This is a genomic window from Paraburkholderia lebeckiae (assembly GCF_050436325.1).
GTDB classification, from domain to species: domain Bacteria; phylum Pseudomonadota; class Gammaproteobacteria; order Burkholderiales; family Burkholderiaceae; genus Paraburkholderia; species Paraburkholderia tuberum.
In genome coordinates, this window is the sequence record NZ_JBNDLZ010000003.1 from 4,010,888 (window position 1) to 4,032,261 (window position 21,374).

The 21,374-nt window shown below is 62.1% G+C and carries 17 protein-coding genes and 1 pseudogene; 11 read left to right on the forward strand and 7 right to left on the reverse strand.

Going from position 1 to position 21,374, the window contains the following annotated elements; all coding sequences use genetic code 11:
- Positions 1-123: 123 nt before the first annotated feature.
- The 7 genes and pseudogenes from OKW44_RS36490 to OKW44_RS36520 form a co-directional block, all read right to left on the reverse strand.
- Positions 124-249, reverse strand: a pseudogene (locus OKW44_RS36490) (integrase); the annotation flags it as partial.
- Between the two features lie 50 nt (positions 250-299).
- On the reverse strand, positions 300-1,319 hold the full coding sequence (locus OKW44_RS36495) for an ABC transporter ATP-binding protein (RefSeq protein ID WP_018417490.1): 1,020 nt from the start codon (positions 1,317-1,319) through the stop codon (positions 300-302).
- The gene (locus OKW44_RS36500) at positions 1,316-2,314 is read right to left on the reverse strand and encodes an ABC transporter ATP-binding protein (protein ID WP_018417491.1); all 999 of its coding nucleotides are present in this window, start codon (positions 2,312-2,314) and stop codon (positions 1,316-1,318) included. The genes OKW44_RS36495 and OKW44_RS36500 overlap by 4 nt, the downstream gene beginning before the upstream one ends.
- A 1-nt stretch (position 2,315) precedes the next feature.
- Positions 2,316-3,266: an ABC transporter permease subunit gene (locus OKW44_RS36505; protein ID WP_018417492.1), complete on the reverse strand. Its 951-nt coding sequence runs from the start codon at positions 3,264-3,266 to the stop codon at positions 2,316-2,318.
- A 1-nt stretch (position 3,267) separates the two neighbouring features.
- The gene (locus OKW44_RS36510) at positions 3,268-4,203 is read right to left on the reverse strand and encodes an ABC transporter permease subunit (RefSeq protein ID WP_018417493.1); all 936 of its coding nucleotides are present in this window, start codon (positions 4,201-4,203) and stop codon (positions 3,268-3,270) included.
- A 17-nt stretch (positions 4,204-4,220) separates the two neighbouring features.
- Positions 4,221-5,837, reverse strand: a complete 1,617-nt coding sequence (locus OKW44_RS36515; protein WP_018417494.1) for a peptide ABC transporter substrate-binding protein — start codon at positions 5,835-5,837, stop codon at positions 4,221-4,223.
- A 130-nt stretch (positions 5,838-5,967) separates the two neighbouring features.
- Positions 5,968-8,658, reverse strand: a complete 2,691-nt coding sequence (locus OKW44_RS36520) for a TonB-dependent receptor plug domain-containing protein (protein ID WP_026225291.1) — start codon at positions 8,656-8,658, stop codon at positions 5,968-5,970.
- 1,073 nt (positions 8,659-9,731) lie between these two features.
- Between OKW44_RS36520 and OKW44_RS36525 the strand changes: the two genes are divergently transcribed.
- The 11 genes from OKW44_RS36525 to OKW44_RS36575 all read left to right on the forward strand — a co-directional run bounded on the left by OKW44_RS36525 (position 9,732) and on the right by OKW44_RS36575 (position 21,371).
- Positions 9,732-10,343 (forward strand): MotA/TolQ/ExbB proton channel family protein, encoded by a 612-nt coding sequence (locus OKW44_RS36525; protein WP_018417496.1) that lies wholly within the window; start codon positions 9,732-9,734, stop codon positions 10,341-10,343.
- A 24-nt stretch (positions 10,344-10,367) separates the two neighbouring features.
- Positions 10,368-10,787 (forward strand): ExbD/TolR family protein, encoded by a 420-nt coding sequence (locus OKW44_RS36530; RefSeq protein ID WP_018417497.1) that lies wholly within the window; start codon positions 10,368-10,370, stop codon positions 10,785-10,787.
- Positions 10,784-11,527 (forward strand): energy transducer TonB, encoded by a 744-nt coding sequence (locus tag OKW44_RS36535; RefSeq protein ID WP_018417498.1) that lies wholly within the window; start codon positions 10,784-10,786, stop codon positions 11,525-11,527. Before OKW44_RS36530 ends, OKW44_RS36535 begins: the two co-directional genes overlap by 4 nt.
- Before the next feature lie 155 nt (positions 11,528-11,682).
- On the forward strand, positions 11,683-13,602 hold the full coding sequence (locus OKW44_RS36540) for an extracellular solute-binding protein (RefSeq protein ID WP_429412534.1): 1,920 nt from the start codon (positions 11,683-11,685) through the stop codon (positions 13,600-13,602).
- Between the two features lie 7 nt (positions 13,603-13,609).
- Complete coding sequence (locus OKW44_RS36545) at positions 13,610-14,662, forward strand: microcin C ABC transporter permease YejB (RefSeq protein ID WP_018417500.1); 1,053 nt, start codon at positions 13,610-13,612, stop codon at positions 14,660-14,662.
- Entirely contained in the window at positions 14,616-15,728 is a 1,113-nt protein-coding gene (locus OKW44_RS36550) for an ABC transporter permease (RefSeq protein ID WP_026225292.1), read from the forward strand. The genes OKW44_RS36545 and OKW44_RS36550 overlap by 47 nt, the downstream gene beginning before the upstream one ends.
- Complete coding sequence (locus OKW44_RS36555; RefSeq protein ID WP_018417502.1) at positions 15,728-17,374, forward strand: ABC transporter ATP-binding protein; 1,647 nt, start codon at positions 15,728-15,730, stop codon at positions 17,372-17,374. The genes OKW44_RS36550 and OKW44_RS36555 overlap by 1 nt, the downstream gene beginning before the upstream one ends.
- Positions 17,371-18,810, forward strand: coding sequence for a TldD/PmbA family protein (locus OKW44_RS36560; protein WP_018417503.1), 1,440 nt, complete (start codon positions 17,371-17,373; stop codon positions 18,808-18,810). The genes OKW44_RS36555 and OKW44_RS36560 overlap by 4 nt, the downstream gene beginning before the upstream one ends.
- Positions 18,807-20,195, forward strand: coding sequence for a TldD/PmbA family protein (locus tag OKW44_RS36565; RefSeq protein ID WP_018417504.1), 1,389 nt, complete (start codon positions 18,807-18,809; stop codon positions 20,193-20,195). The genes OKW44_RS36560 and OKW44_RS36565 overlap by 4 nt, the downstream gene beginning before the upstream one ends.
- 34 nt (positions 20,196-20,229) lie before the next feature.
- Complete coding sequence (locus tag OKW44_RS36570; protein ID WP_018417505.1) at positions 20,230-20,811, forward strand: GNAT family N-acetyltransferase; 582 nt, start codon at positions 20,230-20,232, stop codon at positions 20,809-20,811.
- Entirely contained in the window at positions 20,808-21,371 is a 564-nt protein-coding gene (locus tag OKW44_RS36575; protein ID WP_018417506.1) for a GNAT family N-acetyltransferase, read from the forward strand. Before OKW44_RS36570 ends, OKW44_RS36575 begins: the two co-directional genes overlap by 4 nt.
- Positions 21,372-21,374 lie beyond the last annotated feature (3 nt).

The following is a 21,374-nucleotide window of genomic DNA, read 5'->3' on the forward strand; positions in this document are numbered from 1 at the left end:
GTCGCAGCCTATATGATACGGCCTGTCGGGCCGGGGGGCGCGGGTTCGAGTCCCGTCCACTCCGCCAGACAAAGCCCTTCATGGGAACTTGAACGGGCTTTTTGCTTTTGGCCCATCACCAGGCTGGTGCTTGAGGTTGCCGGCCGCCTCGATGAGACGACGCACTTCATCGGGACTGAGCACGACGGGCAATGTGCGGGGCACGCGCACCGGGCGCATTCTGACCATCAGTTCGGGCCGGTCGAGCGTGGGCTTTCGCCGCTATCCCGGTTGTTGAACTCCCGCCCGTGAGAGAGGCGCTATTCGGTAGGAACGGGAACCCGGATGCACGCAACCCGCCGTGCATCACCTTGCTGGGAAACCGCTTGCGGTTGCGCCTCGCCGCATGCGTCGATCGCGGCGGGGCAGCGCGTGCGGAACGCGCATCCCGACGGCGGTTGCAAGGGCGACGGAATCTCGCCTTGAAGCAGCAGATGCCGTCGCGCGCGCTCGACGGTCGGGTCGGGAACCGGTACGGCCGACAGCAATGCACGGGTATAGGGATGCGCAGGTGCCGCGTACAGCGCGCGTTTTTCGCCGAACTCTATCACGCGCCCCATATACATCACCATCACGCGATGGCTGATTGCTTTCACCACGGCCAGATCGTGTGCGACGAACAGCAGCGACAACGACAGTTCGCGTTGCAAGTCGCGCAATAGATTAACGATTTGCGCTTGAATCGACACGTCGAGCGCGGACACCGGTTCATCGCAGATCACGAGTTGCGGCTCGCTGATCAATGCCCGTGCAATTCCGACGCGCTGACATTGCCCGCCCGAAAACTCATGCGGATAGCGCCGCAGATGCTGCGCATTCAGGCCGACGCGTTCGAGGATGGTCAGCACGCGAGCGCGCACATCGGCGCGCGCGACATCGGGCCGATGCGTGATCAACGGCTCCGCGACGATCTGCTCGATCGTCATGCGCGGATCGAGCGACGCCAGCGGGTCCTGAAAGATCATCTGCACGTCGCGCCGCAAGATGCCGAGATCGCGCTTCGCGCCTTGCACGGTTTCGACGCCATGAAGCTTGACGCTGCCGCCCGACGCAGGCGCAAGACCGACGATCGCGCGCGCGAGCGTGGACTTGCCGCAGCCGGATTCACCCACCAGCCCGACAGTTTCGCCGCGCCGTACATCGAACGACACGCCGTCGACAGCGCGCAGCGTGGCCTTGCCAGACCACGGTAATTTGCCGCGCGGCACGCTGAAATGCACCTTCAGTTCGTTCACCGACAGCAGCGGTTCGGTACTGTTGCAAGCGGAATGCTGGTTCATCGAACGGCCTCCAGAATGGCTGAAACCGGACGGTGGCACGCGCGCAATGCACCCGCCAGATCGCTACGCGCATCGAGCGACGGCACAGTGGTGCGGCAAGTATCGTCTGCAAACGAACAACGCGGTGCGAACGCGCAACCCGCGCCGATTTGCCCCGGCAAAGGCGGATTGCCCGGAATGGTTTGCAACGGGCGGTCGTCGTCGGTGATGCGCGGCAGCGCGTTCAGCAGGCCGATCGTGTACGGATGGGTCGGCGCGGCGAACAGCGCACGCGCGTCTGCCTGCTCGACCGTGCGCCCTGCGTACATCACCACGACGGTATCGCACAAACCGGCGACCACACCCATGTCGTGCGTGATGAGGACGATTGCCGTGCCGCGCTCGCGATTCAGTTCGCGCAGCAATTCGATGATTTGCGCCTGAACGGTGACGTCGAGCGCGGTAGTCGGTTCGTCGGCAATCAAAATTTCCGGTTCGGACAGCAACGCCATCGCAATCATCACGCGCTGCCGCATACCACCGGAAAACTCATGCGGATACATGCCGATGCGGCGTGCGGCATCGGGAATCCGCACCGTGTCGAGCACCTCGATGGCGCGCCGACGCGCTTCGCGACGCGACAGCTTCTTGTGCAATTGCAGCGATTCCGTCATCTGCCGTTCAATGGTCAAAAACGGATTGAGCGCCGTCATCGGGTCCTGAAACACCATGCCGATCCGGTTGCCGCGAATCCTGTTCAGCGCTGCGTTGTTCATCGTCAGCAGATCGCCGCCGTCTTTGCCACGATACAGTGCGGTGCCCGACACGCTGCCGTTCGACGACAGCAAACCGAGCAGCGCCATCACGGTCTGACTCTTGCCCGACCCCGATTCGCCGACGATACCCAGCGTGCTGCCCGCGTCGAGCGAAAACGACACGCGTTGGACCGCATCGACCGGCGGTCCTTCGCGGCGCGTGAAGCGCACACTCAGGTCCTTCACTTCGAGCAGCGCCATGTCAATGATCCTTGGGGTCGAGAGCGTCGCGCAAACCGTCGCCGACGAAGTTCACGCAATAAAGCGTCACGCACAGCATGACGGCAGGGCAGAGCAGCAGCCACGGCATTGATTCGAGTTTTTGGGCACCGTCTTCGATCAGCACGCCCCAACTCGTCATCGGCTCCTGGACGCCGAGTCCGAGAAACGACAGCACTGATTCCGTCAGCACGATCGACGGCACTGTGACCGTGGCATACACGACCACCACGCCGATCAGGTTCGGCACGATATGCCGCGCGATGATGGCGCGGGTGCTGACGCCAGTCGCACGCGCCGCGTCGACGAATTCGCGCGAACGCAGCGACAGCGTCTGACCGCGCACCACGCGCGCCATATCGAGCCACGAAAACGCGCTGATGGTCAGCACGACCAGATAGAACGCGCGGCCGAACAGCGTCATCATCATGATCGCGATCAGCATGTACGGAATCGCGTACATCACGTCGACGACGCGCATCATAACGGCATCGACGCGTCCGCCCATGAAGCCGGCTGTCGCGCCCCACGCGACGCCGATCAGTCCGGACACCAGCGTGCCGAGCAACCCGACTTCGAGCGATACGCGCCCGCCCACCAGCGTGCGCGCGAGCAGGTCGCGACCGAGTTCGTCGGTACCGAACAGATGCATGCCGAGCCACGACGGCGGCAGACTGATCGATCCCCAGTCGCTGTCGACCGGATTGTTGGGCAGAAACAGCGGCCCCGCAAAGCATGCGACGACGATCAGCAGCAGGATCACGAGACTTGCAAATGCCGCGCGATTACGCAAAAAGCGCATGCCGGCAATCGCGAACGGTCCGCGCGCAGCCTTCGTGACGATGCCGCCGGACAGACAGCCGCCTGCGGACGCCGCATCGGCCGGCGGCGCGACGAACGCACGCGCGGCCAGGTTGAATAGACGAATCTTCATGTCAGTACCGGATGCGCGGATCGAGCCATGCGTAAGCAAGATCGACCAGCAGATTGAACAGGACCGCGAATGCCGTGATCAATGCGACCAGACCGAGCACCAGCGTGTAGTCGCGATTGATCGCGCCGTTCACGACCAGTTGCCCGAGACCGGGCAGTGCGAATACGGATTCGGTGACGACCGCAGCGGTGATCGACGAAATGCACAGCGAGCCGAGTAGCGATACGACCGGCATCAGCGCCGGTTTCAGCGCATGACGCAAGACGATGGTGCGCCCGGCCAGACCTTTCGCGCGCGCGGTCCGGATGAAGTTGCCGGACAGCACTTCGATCATGCTGCCGCGCATCACGCGCGCAATCGTCGATACGTTGATAATCACGAGCAGTACGATCGGCAATACGCGGTAGTGCCAGTCGCCATCGCCCCAACCGCCAGCGGGCAGCAGACCATGCTCGCCGCGCTTGATCAGGATCGCGAAGACCCACACCAGCACGGGGCCGAGGATGAATGGCGGCACCACACTGCCGAGATTGCCGAGCAACATCACGCCGTAGTCGATCACGCCATTGCGGCGCACTGCCGCAACCGTGCCGAGCGCCACACCGATCACCAGCGCGATCGGTACCGAAATGCCGCCGACGCCGAGGCTGACCGGTAGGGCTTTCCACACCAGTTCGCTGACCGACCAATCCGTGTAACGGAACGACGCGCCGAGATCGCCGTGCAGCAGCGAGTCGATGTACAGCAAATACTGCTTCCACAGCGGCTGATCGATGTGATATTTCGCGTCGAGATTGGCAAGCACGGCCGCCGACAGATGCTTCTCCGAATCGAACGGGCCGCCGGGCGTCAGGTGCAGCAGCAGGTAGCACGCGGTGATCACGGCGAGAATCGTCGGGATCGCCCATAACGCGCGGCGCAATGTATAAGCCAGCATGGCAAGGCTCCTTGCGCTCAGTGCTTGATGATGTACATGTCCTGCGACTGCCGCTGATCGACGTAGTTGGTCGGCGAATAGCCGCCCACGTACGATTTCACGAGCCGCACCGCCGAGTACTGGAACATCGGAATCAGCGGATAGTCGTTCATCGCGATGTCGTGCGCCTGCGTTAGCATCGCGGTGCGCTTCGCTTCGTCCATCTGCTGGTTCGCCTGATCGATCAACGCATCGACCTTCGGATTGCAGTAGTGCTGGTCGTTCTGCACGCTGTTGCAGCGGATCAGGTCGAAGAACGACATCGCGTCGTTGTAGTCGACGAACCAGCCGTCGCGCGACGCCTGCACCTTGCCGTCGTGGCGCATTTTCAGCAGCACGCGGTTCTCGACGTTTTCGAGCTTCACGTTGACGCCGAGCTTGGTGCGCCATTCCGACGTCGTGAATAGTGCGACCTTCTTGTGCAGGTCGTTGGTGTTGTATGTCAGCGTGAACGTCAACGGCTTTGCAGCGGAATAGCCCGCCTGTTTCAGCAGGTCTCGCGCGGTTTCGATGCGTTTCGCCATCGGCCACGCGGCCCAGTCGGGCTGGAATTGCGCCGCGCCTTGCGTGCCTTTTGCAATCAGGCCGTACAGCGGCAACTCGCCGCTTGCGGTCAGTTTAGACGTCAGCAGGTTGCGGTCGATCACCATCGACAGCGCCTCGCGCACGCGCTTGTCCTTGAAGGCCGGGTCGGCGTTGTTCAGCGAGTAGTAGTAGGTGGCGATAAACATCCCGGTCTTCAGTTCGGAGCCGAACTGCTTGCTGACCTGGTTATAGATGCCGGACGGAATCGAATACGTGTAATCAAACTGGCCGGCCTGATACATCCGCATTGCCGTTTCGTCGCTTTCGATCGGCAGATAGGTGACTTTCGTGATCGCGACCTTGCTCGCATCCCAGTACTTGTCGTTCTTCACCATCACGAGACGGTTGCCCGGTTGCCAGTCGCTCAACGCATACGCACCGTCGCTGACCATGTGGCCGGCCCGGGTCCACTCGTCGCCGTATTTCGCGACCGTCGCGCGGTTCACCGGCGCCATCGTCGACATGGCGGTCAGTTGCGGAAAGAACGCGGTCGGGTCTTCGGTTTTGACCTCTAGCGTGTACGGATCGACCGCGCGTACGCCGAGACTGGAGAGCGGCGCCTTGCCCGCCAGAATGGCCTTCGCGTTCTTCACGAACTCCACCAGGATGGTGTATTTCGAGGCGGTTTTCGGATCGACCACGCGTTGCCATGAATAGACGAAATCGGCGGCCGTGACCGGCTCGCCATTGCTCCAGCGTGCGTTGTGGCGCAGCTTGAAGACCCATGTATCGGGCGCGCCGCGGCTCCACGATTGGGCGACGCCCGGCACCACCGCACCGTCGGCGGCGATGCGCGTCAAGCCTTCGAACAGGTCGAGTCCGATGGTATTCGCGGCCCAGGATTCGATATGCGCAGGGTCGATCGATTCTGCCTCGACGGGTGTTTGCCGCGTGAGTTCCTGGTTGGCTGCGAGCGTGACGCCGGGCGGGATCGTCACGGCGTGGGCGGGAGAGAGAAGGGCGAGCGCCAACGCGGCCAACGCCGCCCGGGTGGCGTGAATCGGTTTCATTGCGTGTTTCAAGTGGCATCCGTAAAGCAAAAAAGCTGGCGGTGCACGAGGCACCGCCGCCAATCCTCTTCAACAACGAAGAAGAGGCAAGAGGAGACCTACGGTCCTGCGATAAAGCCCGCTGCGACGATCAGAAGCGGTAGCTCGCACCGATCTGGAAGAAGCGGCCCAGATTCGTGTACAGCGACTGGTCGTAGCCGGTGATGTCCGGCGTGGCTTGCCACTCCACGTCGAACGGCGGCGCCCTGTCGAAGATGTTCTGGATGCCACCATAGATCGTCCAGTTCTTGAAGCCGCGATACGTCATCATCAGGTTGAACTGGCTATACGACGCCACCGAACCCGTCCCACCGTCGCCGAACTCGGCTGCCACCGCGTTGGTGTACGGACCCGTGTACTGCCAGCTCAGCGTCGTGGTCATCTTGCGGTAATCCCACGTCAGGTTCGTGTTGCCCTTCCAGCGGGGATTCGACGCACCGAACGGTTGCAGCAGCGCGAGGTTGTTACCCGCGAAGTCCTGCGTTGCAGAGCCCGGGCTGTTCAGCTTGAAGTGCCACACGTACGCCCAGTCGCCCGACAGCGTGAACGTGCCGTACTTCGTGCCGACCGATTTGCGGAAGTTCATATCGAAGCCGTCGGTGTCCAGCGAGCCGAGGTTGACGAACTGTTGCGCGATGTAGCGGACCGTGCCGTCGGGATTGCGCACGACCCTTGACGGGTCGTTGGCATCCAGCACGGCATTCGGATCGTCGGTACCGATTACGCCGTCGATATGAATCTTGTAGAACGCTGCACCGATATCGGTCGACGCATCCGGCGACAGTTCGAAGCCGATGTTGTAGTTCTTGGTGTGCTCCGGTTGGAGGTTCGGATTGCCGTTGATCTGTTCCGTCGTGAAGTGCTTGGTCGGCACGCCGCTCGGGTCGTTCGGGTCGACGAGGTTCTGGTGAGCCAGGTAGGTTGCCTGCGAGTTTTCGACCAGCGTCGGCGCGCGGAAACCACGGCTGTACGACGCGTACGTCGTCAGCATCTGGACCGGCTGGAAGCGCAGTGCGAAGTTCGGCGAGAACGCGCCGCCGAAATCGCTATAGTGGTCGTAGCGGCCCGCTTGCGTGAACGTCAGGTTGTGGATGATCGGAATATCGATCTGGTAATACACGGCCGCGATGTTGCGTTCGCCGTCGACGGACTGAACGTTCGCCGGCACGACGATCCCTTGCGACGAGTACGTGCGCGGGTTGATCAGCGAGCTTTCGTGACGGAATTCCGTACCGAAACCCATGCCGACCGGGCCAGCCGGAAGGTTGAACAGATTGCCGGTCGAGGTCTTCGCCGTCACGCTGTCGAGCTTCGAGATCGCCTGCTGGTTGTCGTTCTGGAACAGGCCGTTCAGACCGTTCGGTGTCGATGCCGGGTTCGCGAAGTTGTAGCCGCCGTTCGGGCCGAGGATGTTTTCAAGCGCGGCCGTGTTGATCATGTTCGAGTACGTCGTGTCGACCGTGCTCTGCGAATGACCATAGTCCACCGACCAGTCCCAGTCGCCGATCTTCGCCGTGGTGAACGAACCCTTCACGCCCGTCGACGCCTTCCAGAACGTCGATACCGTGTCTGCGCGCTGCGCAACGCCCGGGAAGGTCAGGTTGATCGGCGTATCGACACCGTACGGGTTGTACGGATTCAGCGCCGACACCGTGCGGTCGAGTTGCGACACCGAGCCGGTCAGCGGATTGAACACGTTCGACGTGCTGCTGATGGCTGGGCTGCCGAAATACTGGACCGTCTCGTTGCGGCTCGCCCACAGGTCGGCGTAAGCCTGTATGTCGTCGTTGATCTTGAAGGTGCCACGCACCTTCGCGTTCATACGCGTCGTCTGCGGAATCAGCGAGTACGTGTTCGCGTTCTTGTACACGCACGATGCGCCCGCCGCGTTAGTGCTGCCCGGAGGGCATGGGCTCAACGCGGCGGTCGAGCCGTCGGGCAGTTGCCAGAATGACTGCTGATTCGGACCCAGAGGACCAGCCGACCCACCAGGGAACTGACTGAAGTCTTCGTTTTTGGTCATGTCGCGCTGGTCGAGCGTCGAACCGGAATCGCGATAGTAGCTGGCGGCTGCCGTCACGTTGAAACGATCCGAGTTCAGGTTGCCGAAGCCGCCGAGCACGCTGAAGTTGCCCTGACCGTCACCCGGATGCTGTGCCTTGCCGAGCTGCCCGTCGATCTGAAGACCCTGGAAGTTCTTCTTCGTGATGATGTTGACCACGCCGGCAATCGCGTCGGAACCGTATTCGGACACGGCGCCCGTCTTCACGACTTCGATGTGATCGACGATGTTCAGCGGGACCGTGTTGACGTCGAAGAACGTGTCGGTGAAGTTCACCGCCTGTGCGTAGTTCGCGACGCGTTGGCCGTCGACCAGCACCAGCGTGTACTTCTCGGACAGACCGCGCAATGCGATCCCCGAGCCGCCCGGCGCCGTGCCGTTCATCGTGGTGGAACCCCAACTGGAAGCGGAGTTGGCAGACATGCCGCGCAGGAAGTCGGCCACGGTCGTGTAGCCGCTTTGCTGGATTTCCCTTGCTGTAACGGTCTGGACTTCGACGTTGCCGGTCTTGTCCGATGTGCGGATCAGCGAACCGGTGACTTCTACTTTTTCGAGCTTGCTGACGGCGGGGGGAGTCGCCGCTGGCGTGCTTGCGGCCGTCGGAACGGCCGCTGTATCAGGTTGGCTTTGTGCGTGTGCCAGCGGGACGAACGCCGCTGTCAACACCAGTTCGGCTCCGATGATTCTTTTGATGGCTGAGGCCAATCGCTTTTGTTTCACTTCCGCTCCTTCTTGTTGTTAAGGCCACTTCCGTTGAACGATCACGCAAACGCAGGCGCGAGTTGCGCATGCGCTGCCGTGCGTTGACGTCAGCGAGTTCTTCGCTGTCCGGCGCATCCCCGCGCCGTCCCGCACATCCCGTCCAGGGTGCGTCGCCGATCGTGTCGGACGCGCGCCTTGGTCTTGAAGCGAGCGCAGCAAGAGCACGAGATATGCCATGTGTGAGGTCGCGGACCGTCGGAAAGGCCTTGAGCGGCCTCCGCAAATGCATCGAAGCGATTGATTTGCTTAGGAATTAAGACTTACGAAAAATTTTGTTACGCGGGTAATGCCTGGAAATAAAGCTCTCCTCGTGCGTGTAACAGAACACGAGAAAATTTCAATTAAAAAAGAATACAGGCCGGTGGTTCGTTGTTGTTACGATTGGTGCGAAATTCGCACCGCGCGAATGCGTTAATTCCGAATTGGTGCATTAAATAAAGATGGATCAAACGCAATGAGATTCCCTAATTCTGGGCAATTAAGATGCCTTAAAAACGCTAAGTAATAAATGTAATGAAATGATCGGTAAGATGGCTTCGCGTTGCGCGAAGCTTTTTTGGGTCGGGGATTGGTCTGCAATTGGTGTTTAGGGTGTAAGACAACAGAAAGTAAAAAGAACGATACATGTAATAAAGTTGGCTATGTCGTATTGGGCGTTGCACCAAAGCATTTCAATTGCGATTTTTCGCACCATTTCGGCAATGGCGAATTAAAGACCTTGCCAGGGAAAGTCTTCGAAAGCGGCTTTACGCCATTACCGAAATCAATTTGTTTTGATATACGCGTGCGCGAGCGCCACGCAAGCCTTCGGGATGCGAGTTTTTGTTACGCTACGTAAGGCCATGAAATAAAAGGCAAAGCGTTCCGTGTAAGGGGTTGGCGACGTCTTTACGGAGCAATCAGACACTCGACCTGGTACGGGCTTTGCATTGCTGGCAGGCCTTTTTAGCTGGCGACCCATAAGGCAGCCGGCATCTCGATACCCACCGTTATTCAACGGCCGCTTGAGCCCGTACTAACCGGAGTCCGCAGTGCTGAATACCCTCATTAACTACTCGATCCAGTCGATGGGTCTGATCCCTCTCCTCGCGTTCATCTTCCTGCTCGGCATCGCGATCATCATCGAACGATTCATGTTCTTCTCGCGTGCCGTGCGTGCCGGCAGGACCCTCGAACATGACCTGAAACTCGTCGATGCAGCCAATCCCGACGATGCCGCCAAAGTGGCCGAGCACTACAAGCAGACCGTGCAAGGCGAACTCGTGAAGTCGGCGATGAAAGTGAAGGGCAAGAGCGAAGCCGTGGTCGAACGCGAGATCGAGGAAACGATCATGTTCCAGTTGCCGCGTCTCGACCGTAACCTGTGGATTCTCGACACGGCCGTGACGCTCGGCCCGTTGCTGGGTCTGCTTGGCACGATCATCGGCATGGTCGAATCGTTCAACGTGCTCGGCACCAGCGGCACCGCGAACCCGAACGGTGTGACGGGCGGCATCGGTCACGCACTGACGGCCACCGCGTGCGGGCTGACCATCGCGATCATCTGCGTGATCTTCCTGAACTACTTCAACAAGCGTATCCGGATGACGGTCAACCAGTTCGACCTCATCAAGTCGTTGCTCGTATCGCGCTTCGCAGTCTGACGCCCTCACTCAAGGAGACGGACCATGCGAAACCATCGCAGCCATTACCTCGGCGGTGAAGAGAAAGCGCGCATCGAGATCATCCCGATGATCGACATCATGATGTTCCTGCTGGTGTTCTTCATGCTCGCGACGCTGAAGATGATCCAGGGCACAGGCATCAAGCTCGACCTGCCGCAATCGAGCACCGCCGAGCAGTTGCAGCAGACCGTCAAGCTATCGATCGGCGTGACGAAGACGGATGAAATCTATCTGGATTCGAAGCCCGTGACGCCGGAAGAACTGACCGCGCGTCTGCAAGGTCTGGTTCACGACTCGAAGAAAGTGGATGTCGCGATTGCCGGCGACGAAGGCACGAGCTACAAGAATATCGTCAAGGTGATGGACCTGGTGCGCGCGGCGGGCATCAGTTCGGTTGCATTGGCCACGAACCCGACGACATGAGTTCACCGGCCATCGACATGAAAGATCCGCAAAACCGCCTGGACGGCGCACTCTGGGCATCGACGACGCCGGCGCATCACGGTCGCATGCCCATGAAGCTGGCGATCGGCGTTGCGGTGCTGGTCGAGGCGCTGGTGATTCTGGGCGTATCGCACATGAAGTTCCAGCCGCCGCCGCCTCCGCCGCCGAAGGAGATGCGCGTGCAGATTGCGCCGCCGCCTCCGCCACCGCCGCCGCCCGAGGTGAAGAAGCTGGAGCCGCCGCCGGCGCCGCCAAAAGCGCAGCCGAAGCACGAAATACCGAAGCCGACCCCGACGCCGCCGCCGCCGCGACCGACGCCGCAGCCGGTGATCCAGCCCACGGCGAATCCGGCTCCGAACGCTCCGGCAGTCGCGTCGCCGACGCCTGCGCCGGCACCCGCTCCTGCACCGGCCGCGCCGCCGGCGCCGCCCGCGCTGCATGGCGTGGTGGACGGCCGCGGTCATTGCCAGTCGGTGCAGCCGGTGATTCCGCGCAAGGCATTGACGGACGGTATTTCGGCGGACGTGATCGCGCATCTGACGATCGGTACGGACGGCAAGGTCAGCGACGTGAAGATCATGCGCGTCACGCCGCCGACATCGGTGTTCAACGAAGCCGTGATTGCCGCAGGCAAGGCGTACAAGTGCGAGAAGAATGCCGAGCCGTATGTCGGCGAAGTTCAGTTCTCGTTCAAGACCACACCGTCCGACGACGAGTAACCACGACGAGTAACGACGACGAATAAGCTCAGCTTCGACGCGAACTTCCGGCCTTCGCAATTTACCCATCCGGCCTTCAACCCGGAACCGCGCGAGCGGTGGCTACCCGCCGCTGCCCGCGCGGTTTCGAAGCATCGCGCGTCGGCTACGAGCCGATGCGCGTCCAGACACGCATGATGACAACCGACAGGTTTCGAGGCCCGCGCGCGAGCGTCGTTACGGCGTTCGCGGCGCGAGTTGCGATGACGCTCGCCGCGGGGCTGCTGGTCGTGCCGTTGACGACCGCGCCCGCGTTCGCGAGGGCGTCGATCGCGCAGTATGACGCGCCGAAGTATCCGTCCGGGTTCACGCATTTCGATTACGCGGACCCGAATGCGCCGACCGACGGCACACTGGTTTTCCAGAACTACGACGAAGCGCAAAGCTACGATTCGCTGAATCCGTTCCTGACGCGTGGTGCGCCGGCGCCGGACATTCTGCATTTGATGTTCGATACGCTGATGCAGCGCAGTTGGGACGAACTCGCGTCGGAATACGCATTGATCGCCGACGACGTCGAGGTGGCGCCGGATGGCAAATCAGCGGTGTTTCATATCGACCCGCGAGCGCGCTTTTCGAACGGCGATCCGATCACCGCCGACGACGTCAAGTATTCGTTCGATACGCTGACCAGCCCGCAGGCATCGCCGCTGTTCAACTCGCAGTTCGCGGTGATCAGCCGCGCCACGGTGCTCGACCCGTCGCGGGTGCGCTTCGACTTCAGGCACGTGGAACGCGACGCGCCGTTGATCGCAGGCGACCTGCCGGTTTTCTCGCGCAAGTGGGCAATGCAAGCCAACGGCACGCGCATCGCGTTCGATCAGTTGACCAACGTGCCGCCGGTGTCGAGCGGCCCGTATCTGATCGGGCAGCGCAAGAACGACACGCAGATCGTCTACCGTCGCAATCCGGCTTACTGGGCCGCCGATTTGCCGTCGCGGCGCGGCATGTACCACTTCGCGCGCGTCGCGTTCAAGCTCTATCACGATCATTACACGCAGCTCGAATCGCTGAAAGCGCTCGATACCGACGTGATGGTCGAATACAGTTCGATGCAATGGGCGCGCCGTTATATCGGCAAGAACTTCGAGAACGGCGCGTTGCAGCGCAAACTGTTTCCGGATCACGGCGCGCAGATGCAGGGGCTGATGTTCAACACGCGCAGGCCGATGTTTTCGGATGTGCGGGTGCGGCATGCCCTTGCACTCGCGTTCGACTACGACTGGCTGAACCGGATGACCTTCTACGGCCAGTACCGGCGCACCAACAGCTACTTCGACGATAGCCCGTTCGCCGCGCAAGGCGTGCCCACCGATGCCGAGCTCACGCTGCTCGACCCGTATCGCGCGAGTTTGCCGGCGGCCGTGTTCGGTCCAATGGTCAGGCAGGCCGACACGATTGCGCCGCACACGTTGCGCGAGAACCTGCGCGAAGCGCGCGGCCTGCTCGCCGAAGCGGGTTGGACGGTGCGCGACGGCCAGTTGCGCGACGCGCACGGGAACCCGATGTCGATCGAAATCATCGACGATCAGCCTGGCATGGATCGCGTACTGCTGGCGTATATGCGCAACCTGCAACTGCTCGGCATCGATGCGCATATGCGCGAGATAGATAGTGCGTTGTATCAGAAGCGGATCGACAACTTCGATTTCGATATGACGAGTTTTATCTATCTGCGCGTGACGATTCCCGGTTCCGAACTGGAGCGTCGTTTCAGCAGCGCATCGGCGTCCCAGGTCGGCTCGGAGAACTATCCGGGCGTGAGGTCGCCGGCGGTCGATGCGCTGGTGCGCGCGGTGATGCGCGCGAGCACGCTGAACGAACTCGAAACCGCGACCCATGCGCTCGACCGCGTGCTGATCAATGGCTATTACCTGGTGCCCGAATATTTCGCGCCGGATACGCGCATAGCGTACAAAAGCGCGCTCGGCTACCCGTCGGTGACGCCGGTCAGTTTCCAGGGCGAGGACTGGATCGTCAGCTACTGGTATCGCAAAACGCCGTCCGCTGCGGCCAACACCGCCGAGGCGAAGTGAGGGGCTTATGTTTATCTACATCGTCAAACGTCTGCTGCTGATGATCCCGACGCTGATCGGCGTCGTAACGCTGACGTTCTTCGTGACGCAGTTCGTGCCGGGCGGCCCGGTCGAACAGATGATGACGCAGTTGCGTCACGGCCAGCAGCGCGGCGGCGAAGGCGGAGGCGGAGGAAACGCGTATCACGGCAGCCAGGGCGTCGATCCGCAGCAGATCGAGCAGATCAGGAAGCAGTTCGGCTTCGACAAACCGCCGCTGACGCGCTATCTGAAGATGCTGAGGGACTACGCGCGTTTCGATCTCGGCCAGTCCTACTATCACCATCAGAGCGTGTGGGCGGTGATCCGCTCGAAACTGCCGGTGTCGATCACGCTTGGGTTATGGACGGTCGTGCTGACCTACATCGTGTCGGTGCCGCTCGGGATCGCGAAAGCGGTGCGCAACGGATCGCGCTTCGACACCGCCACCAGCGTGATGGTGCTGACCGGCTACGCGATTCCGGGCTTCGTGTTCGGCGTGCTGCTGCTGATGCTGTTTGGCGGCGGCACGTTCTGGCAGGTCTTCCCGATGCGCGGCCTCACGTCCGATAACTTCGACGAACTCAGCGCGTTCGGCAAGGTGCTCGATTATCTGTGGCACATCGTGTTGCCGGTGACGGCGTCGGTGGTGGGCAACTTCGCGATCGTCACGATCCTGACCAAGAATACGTTTCTCGAAGAGATTGGTCGTCAATACGTGCTGACCGCCCGGGCGAAAGGCGCGCCCAAGCGTGACGTGCTGTGGAAGCACGTATTGCGCAACGCCGCGATTCCTTTGCTGACCGGGCTGCCCGCCGCGTTTATCGGCGCCTTCCTGAACGGTAATCTGCTGATCGAAACACTGTTTTCGCTCGACGGCATGGGCCAACTGTCTTATGACTCGGTGATCCGCCGCGACTATCCGGTCGTGCTGGGTTCGCTGTTCCTGTTCACGCTGATTGGTCTCGTGACCAAACTCATTGCTGACGTCTGCTATGTCCTCGTCGACCCCCGCATCCAATTCAACAGCCTGGACCGATGAACTGCCGCCCGGCGCGTTGCCGGTGTCCGTGTCGCCTGGGCGACGCGTATGGCAGCGTTTCCGCCGGCAGAAGCTCGGTTACTGGAGCCTGATCGTGTTCGCAACGCTGTTCGTGCTGAGCCTGCTCGGCGAAGTGCTCGCGAATGACCGGCCGTTGATGGTCCGCTACGACGGCCATTACTATTTTCCGATCGTGAAGGATTATCCGGAAACGATGTTCGGCGGCGATTTTCCGACCCGCGCGAACTATCTCGATCCGTTTATCCGCAAGCAGTTGACGGAGAAAGGCAACTTCGCGATCTACCCGCCGAATCACTACCACTACGATACGATCGATTACTTCGCGACGCGGCCGTTTCCGGCGTCGCCGTCCGCGACCAACTGGCTCGGCACCGATCAATACGGCCGCGACGTGCTGTCGCGATTGCTGTACGGCTTCAGGCTGTCGGTGTTGATGGCGCTTGCGCTGACGGTGTCGGGTATCGTGCTGGGCGTGCTGGCTGGTGCGTTGCAAGGCTTTTACGGCGGCCGCACCGACCTGATCGGGCAGCGCCTGATCGAAGTATGGAGTTCGATGCCGGACCTGTATCTGCTGATCATCTTCGCGTCGATCTTCGAGCCGAGTTTGTGGCTGCTGTTTATCCTGCTGTCGATGTTCGGCTGGCTGGTGTTGTCCGACTATGTGCGCGCCGAGTTCCTGCGCAACCGTTCGCTCGATTACGTTCGCGCCGCGCGCACGATGGGTTTGAGCAACTGGCAGATCATCTGGCGTCATCTGCTGCCGAACAGCATGACGCCGGTGATCACCTTCCTGCCGTTCCGGATGAGCGCCGCGATTCTGTCGCTGACGAGTCTGGACTTTCTGGGGCTGGGTGTCGCACCGCCCACGCCGAGCCTGGGCGAACTGCTTCAGGAAGGCAAGAACAACCTCGACGCATGGTGGATTTCGGTATCTGCGTTTGCCGCGCTGGTGATCACGTTGTTGCTGCTGACGTTCATGGGCGACGCGTTGCGCAATGCGCTCGACACGCGTTCGCGCGGGTCGGCGTTCGGCGGGGGAAAGTGATGAGCGATGCAACGTTGCACAAGCCTTTGCTGGAAGTCGACACGTTCTCGATCCGTTTCGGCAACAAGGTCGCGGTTCGCGAACTGAACCTGACGATCGGGCGCGGCGAGCGGGTTGCGCTGGTCGGCGAATCCGGTTCGGGCAAGAGCGTCACCGCGCTGTCGATCCTGCGCCTCGTCGAACATGCGCAGACCAGCGGCGAGATACGTCTCGACGGCGTCGATCTACTGCAGAAAACCGAGCAGCAGATGCGCGGGATTCGCGGCGCCGACGTCGCGATGGTGTTTCAGGAGCCGATGACCGCGCTCAATCCGCTGTTCACGATCGGTCAGCAGATCGCCGAAAGCCTGCGTTTGCACGAAGGTTTGCGGCCGAACGCGGCGCACGCACGCGGCATCGAACTGCTGCGCCGTACCGGCATTCCCGAGCCGGAACGGCGGATCGACAGCTACCCGCATCAACTATCCGGCGGACAACGCCAGCGCGCGATGATCGCGATGGCGCTCGCGTGCCGTCCGCGCCTGCTGCTCGCCGACGAACCCACTACCGCGCTCGACGTCACCGTGCGGCAGCAGATCGTCGATCTGCTGATCGAGCTTCAGGAACAGGAAGCCGCCGATCGCGGCATGGCGGTGCTGCTGATCACGCACGACCTGAATCTCGTGCGCCGCTTCGCCCGACGCGTGGCGGTAATGGAAAAGGGTGTGTTGGTCGAAACCAATACGACCCAGGCGCTGTTCGCAGCGCCGCAGCATCCTTACACGCAGCGCTTGCTCGACAGCGAACCGCATCGCGAGATCGAGCCGATCGAACCGCACGCGCGTCGGGTGCTCGAGGTGCAAGGCCTCGCGGTCGATTACCGGACGGCCGCGAAAGGCTGGCGCTCGCTGTTCAGCGGTTCGACGTTTCGCGCAGTGCACGACGTCGATCTGACGCTGCGTCGCGGTGAGACGCTCGGCGTGGTCGGCGAATCGGGCTCCGGAAAATCGACGCTGGCGGCGACGCTGCTCGGTCTGCAACGGCCCGCCGCCGGTTATATCCATATCGACGGCGCGCCGTTGTCCGCTTTGCGTGGAGCGAACTCGCGCCGCGCGTTGTACTCGCGGATGCAGGTGGTGTTTCAGGACCCGTTCGGGTCGCTATCGCCGCGCATGACGGTCGAGCAGATCGTCGGGGAGTGGATCGAGGTGCACCGGCCGGAAATCGACGCGCGCACGCGCCGCGCGCGGGTGGGGACGATGCTCGAAGAAGTGGGAATGCCGCAAGAATCGATGCTGCGCTATCCGCACGAGTTTTCCGGCGGGCAGCGGCAGCGCATAGCGATCGCGCGTGCGTTGGCGGTCGAACCGGAAGTGCTGATTCTCGACGAGCCGACCAGCGCGCTCGATGTGTCGATCCAGCAACAGGTGCTTAAGTTGTTGGCGGGCTTGCAGAAGAAGTACCGGTTAAGTTATCTATTGATCACCCATGATCTGGCGGTGATGCGTGCGATGGCGCATCGCGTGATCGTGATGAAGAACGGCCGCGTGATCGAAACGGGAGCCACGCTCGACGTGCTGCATGCGCCGTCACATCCTTATACGCAGTCGTTGCTCGCCGCGTCGATGATCGCGCCGGAGCACGACGAACCCGAGGTGCTGCAATGAGTGAATCGCGCTGGACGCAGGCCGCCCGTGCGTTGAAGAGCACCGCGGCGTTCTGGTCCTTACGGATTTGCGATGAACAGATCGACGACCACGAAGTGCGCAACGACGTCACGCAGCCGCTGCGCACGCAGCGCGAACGCGGCGCCATGCTGACCGCGTGGGCCGGCGCGGGCGCGGGCTATGCGGCGAGCACGGATCTGTCCATCGCGGGCTTGCAGGCTGCGCTCGATATCGCGACGCAACGTGCGCTGGCGAGCGCCGGCGCATCGCTGATCGACCATCGCGCAGTGTCGCGCGAAGCGCTCAGCGGCGCGTATGTCTCGCCCAATGCCGACCAGCCGCTGCCGACGCGCGGCGAATGGATCGCGCGTCTCGCGCACGAATGCGCCGCCGCGAAAATCGACGACCGGATCGTCGAGCGCACGGCATCCGTGCAGATCACGCGCACCGAACAGGTCTATCTGACCAGCGACGGCGCGCGAATCGAGCAGCGCTTTTGCCTCGTCATGCCGGAAATGAGCGTCGCGGCGCACGCGAACGGCGACACGCAGGTGCGCACGCTCGGCGGCAATTACGGCACGCTCGCGCAAGGCGGCGTCGAAGTGCTGGACCGCTACGCGTTCGACGGCGCAGGCGTGCGGCTCGCCACCGACGCGCTGACCTTGCTGGCCGCGCCGAACTGTCCGTCTGGTCCGCGCGACCTTCTGCTGATGCCCGATCAGATGATGTTGCAGATTCACGAATCGATCGGGCATCCGCTCGAACTCGACCGGATTCTCGGCGACGAACGCAATTTCGCCGGATGGAGTTTCGTGAAGCCGGAGATGTTCGGCACTTACCGTTACGGCTCGGAACTGCTCAACGTGACATTCGATCCGTCGTTGCGCGAAGAAGCCGCGTCGTACGCATTCGACGACGACGGCACTGAAGCGCGCAAACAGTATCTGATTCGCGATGGCGTGCTCGAACGTCCGCTCGGTGGCGCGCTGTCGCAACAGCGCGCAAAGATGGCGGGCGTCGCGAATTCGCGTGCGTCGAGCTGGAATCGCGCGCCGATCGACCGGATGGCGAACCTGAATATCGAACCGGGAACCAGCACGCTGGGCGAAATGATTTCCGGCATCGAACACGGCATCCTGATGCGAACCAATACGTCGTGGTCGATCGACGATCACCGCAACAAGTTTCAATTCGGCTGCGAGCTCGGCCAGTTGATCGAAAACGGCAAGCTCACGCAAATCGTCAAGCAACCGAATTATCGCGGCATATCCGCAAATTTCTGGCGCAGCCTGAGCGCGGTCGGCAATGCCGGCATGCGCGAAGTGTTCGGCACGTCGATGTGCGGCAAAGGCGAGCCGACGCAGATGGTGCGCGTCGGCCATGCGTCGCCGCCGTGCGTGTTCACGCATGTCGATGTATTCGGAGGCGCGCGATGACTACAACCAATGCAGTCAATGCATCGAGCGGCTTCGATTTCGCCTCGAACGCGCAGTCGCCGGATTGGCACGCGCATTTCGCGCTGCTCGCCGATGCGATCGACACGTTGCTCAGCGGCGACGAAGTGGCGTTGACGCGGCTGTCGGCGGAGCAATCCGACTTTATCCGCTTCAACGGTGGCAAGGTTCGGCAGATCGGCCAGGTGTCGCAAGGCAAACTGACCGTCCGCCTGATCGACGGCGCCAGGCAGGCGTATTCGAGCTTCACGGTATGCGGCGATCCGGCGACGGATCTGCGCGATATCGCCGATGCGCTGAATACGTTGCGCGACGGCTTGCGCGATGCGCCCGACGACCCGCATCTGTTGTACGACGCCACCCAATGGACCCAATCGACGCGCCGCAGCGGCAAGCTGCCCGCGCCCGACGCACTGTTGCGGATCGCTACAGAAAGCGCGCGCGGACTCGATTTCGTCGGCTTCTATGCAGGTGGCTCGATGGTGCGCGGCTTCGCGTCGTCGCGCGGCAGTCGCGGCTGGTACGAAGTCAGCAACTTCAGCTTTAGCTGGTCGTTGTACGACCCGAGCGGTCGTGCGATCAAAAGCACGTACACCGGCGACCACTGGGACGACGACGTGTTCGCCGCGAAGGTCGAACAGGGCGCCGCACGTTTGCCGGTGCTTGGACGCACGCCGCGCGTGTTGTCGCCGGGGCGGTATCGCACGTATTTGGCGCCGTCGGCGATGCTGGAACTGCTCGGCACGGCGTCGTGGGGCGGGTTTTCCGCGCGCGCGAATGCCACCGCGCGCAGCCCGTTTTACCGGCTGCTTAGCGGCGAAGTCGCGCTCGATTCGCGCGTGTCGATGACCGAAGACCTGAGCCTGAATATCACGCCGCGCTTCAACGAAGACGGTTATCAGCGCGACAGCGTGCCGTTGATTCACGACGGCCGCAACGCCGGGCAACTGACCAACGCTCGTAGCGCGCGCGAATACGGATTGACGCCGAACGGCGCGCTCGCCAGCGAAACGCCCGACTCGCTGGCGATGGCTGGCGGCGATCTCGACGCCGCCGATATCCTTGCCGCACTCGATACCGGACTGTATGTCGGCAATCTCTGGTACGTGAATTTTTCTGACCGGATGAATTGCCGGTTGACCGGCATGACGCGTTTCGCGACGTTCTGGGTCGAACGCGGCCAGATCGTCGCACCGGTCGACGCGATGCGTTTCGACGACAGCCTGTACCGTTTGCTGTCGAGCGAACTCGAACGTCTCGACGCCCAGCCGGAACTGCTGCTGAACGATGGAACGGAGGGCGAGCGGCAGACCGGCGGCTGGAAACTACCCGGCTTGCTGGCACGCTCGTTCGAACTGACGCTGTGAGTGAGTTTCCGATGACAGACTGAACGCCATAACAATGACAGAACCAACGACAATATTTGAGAGCACGACACGGTTCGGGGCCGAACCGTTCGAGATCGGCATCAGGCCGCTGCATCCGGACGACGCCGCGCAACTCCACGCGCTGCGTTCATGCCCCGGTGTGATGCGCCAGAACCCGATGCGTCCGTATCCGACCTTGCAGCAGACTCAAGGCTGGCTCGCGAAGCTCGCGGCGCCGTCGATGGCGATTGCAGCGCTGGTGGGCGATACGCTGGTCGGCGCGGCAGATCTGCATCCAGGCGCGCTGCGTCGCGCGCATAGCGGCTGGCTGGGTATCAGCGTGCACGACGACTGGCAGGGAAAGGGCGTCGGCACGCGGCTGATGGCCGAACTGATCGAAGCCGCCGACAACTGGTACGGGCTGCGCCGTCTCGAGCTGAACGTGTTCGCCGACAACCATCGCGCGATTGCGCTGTATCGCAAGTTCGGTTTTTCGCACGAAGCGACCTTTCGCGGCGCCGTGCTGCGCGACGGCATGCTGATCGACTCGGTGTTCATGGGCCGCTTACGCGCGCCGATGGGTCATCTGCAAGCGGAAATCGAGGCGACCGTATGAACGTCTCGTTGAAACCTGACACGGCGCATGTGATTATCCGCGCCCGCGAAGTGTCCGACCTCGACGCGATCACTTCGTTGATGAACTGCCCCGGCGCGCGGCATGGCACGTTGCAGACGCCGTATCGCTCGAACGCGACGGTCGGGAGCTGGCTCGAAAAAATGCCCGCGGACACGCTCGGACTGTGCGCCGAGGCGGGCGGTCGCGTGGTCGGGATGATCGATGTGTTGCCGCGCATGCACCGGATGGCGCATTGCGCGGGAATCGGTCTGTCCGTGCATGACGATTACGTCGGGCGCGGCGTCGGCACGGCGCTGCTCGCGGCGGCCGTCGAGTGCGCGGATACGCTGCTCGGCCTGCGTCGGCTGGAGTTGACCGTGTTCGTCGACAACCACCGCGCGATCGCCCTGTACCAGCGCTTCGGTTTCGTCGAGGAAGGACGCTCGCCAGCGTTCGCGATGCGCGACGGCAAGCTGGTCGATGCATTCCATATGGCCCGATTCGCCGATGCGCCGGTGTTCGCTTCGCCGGTCGCGCTCGCACCGAACCCACACGCGTGAGCA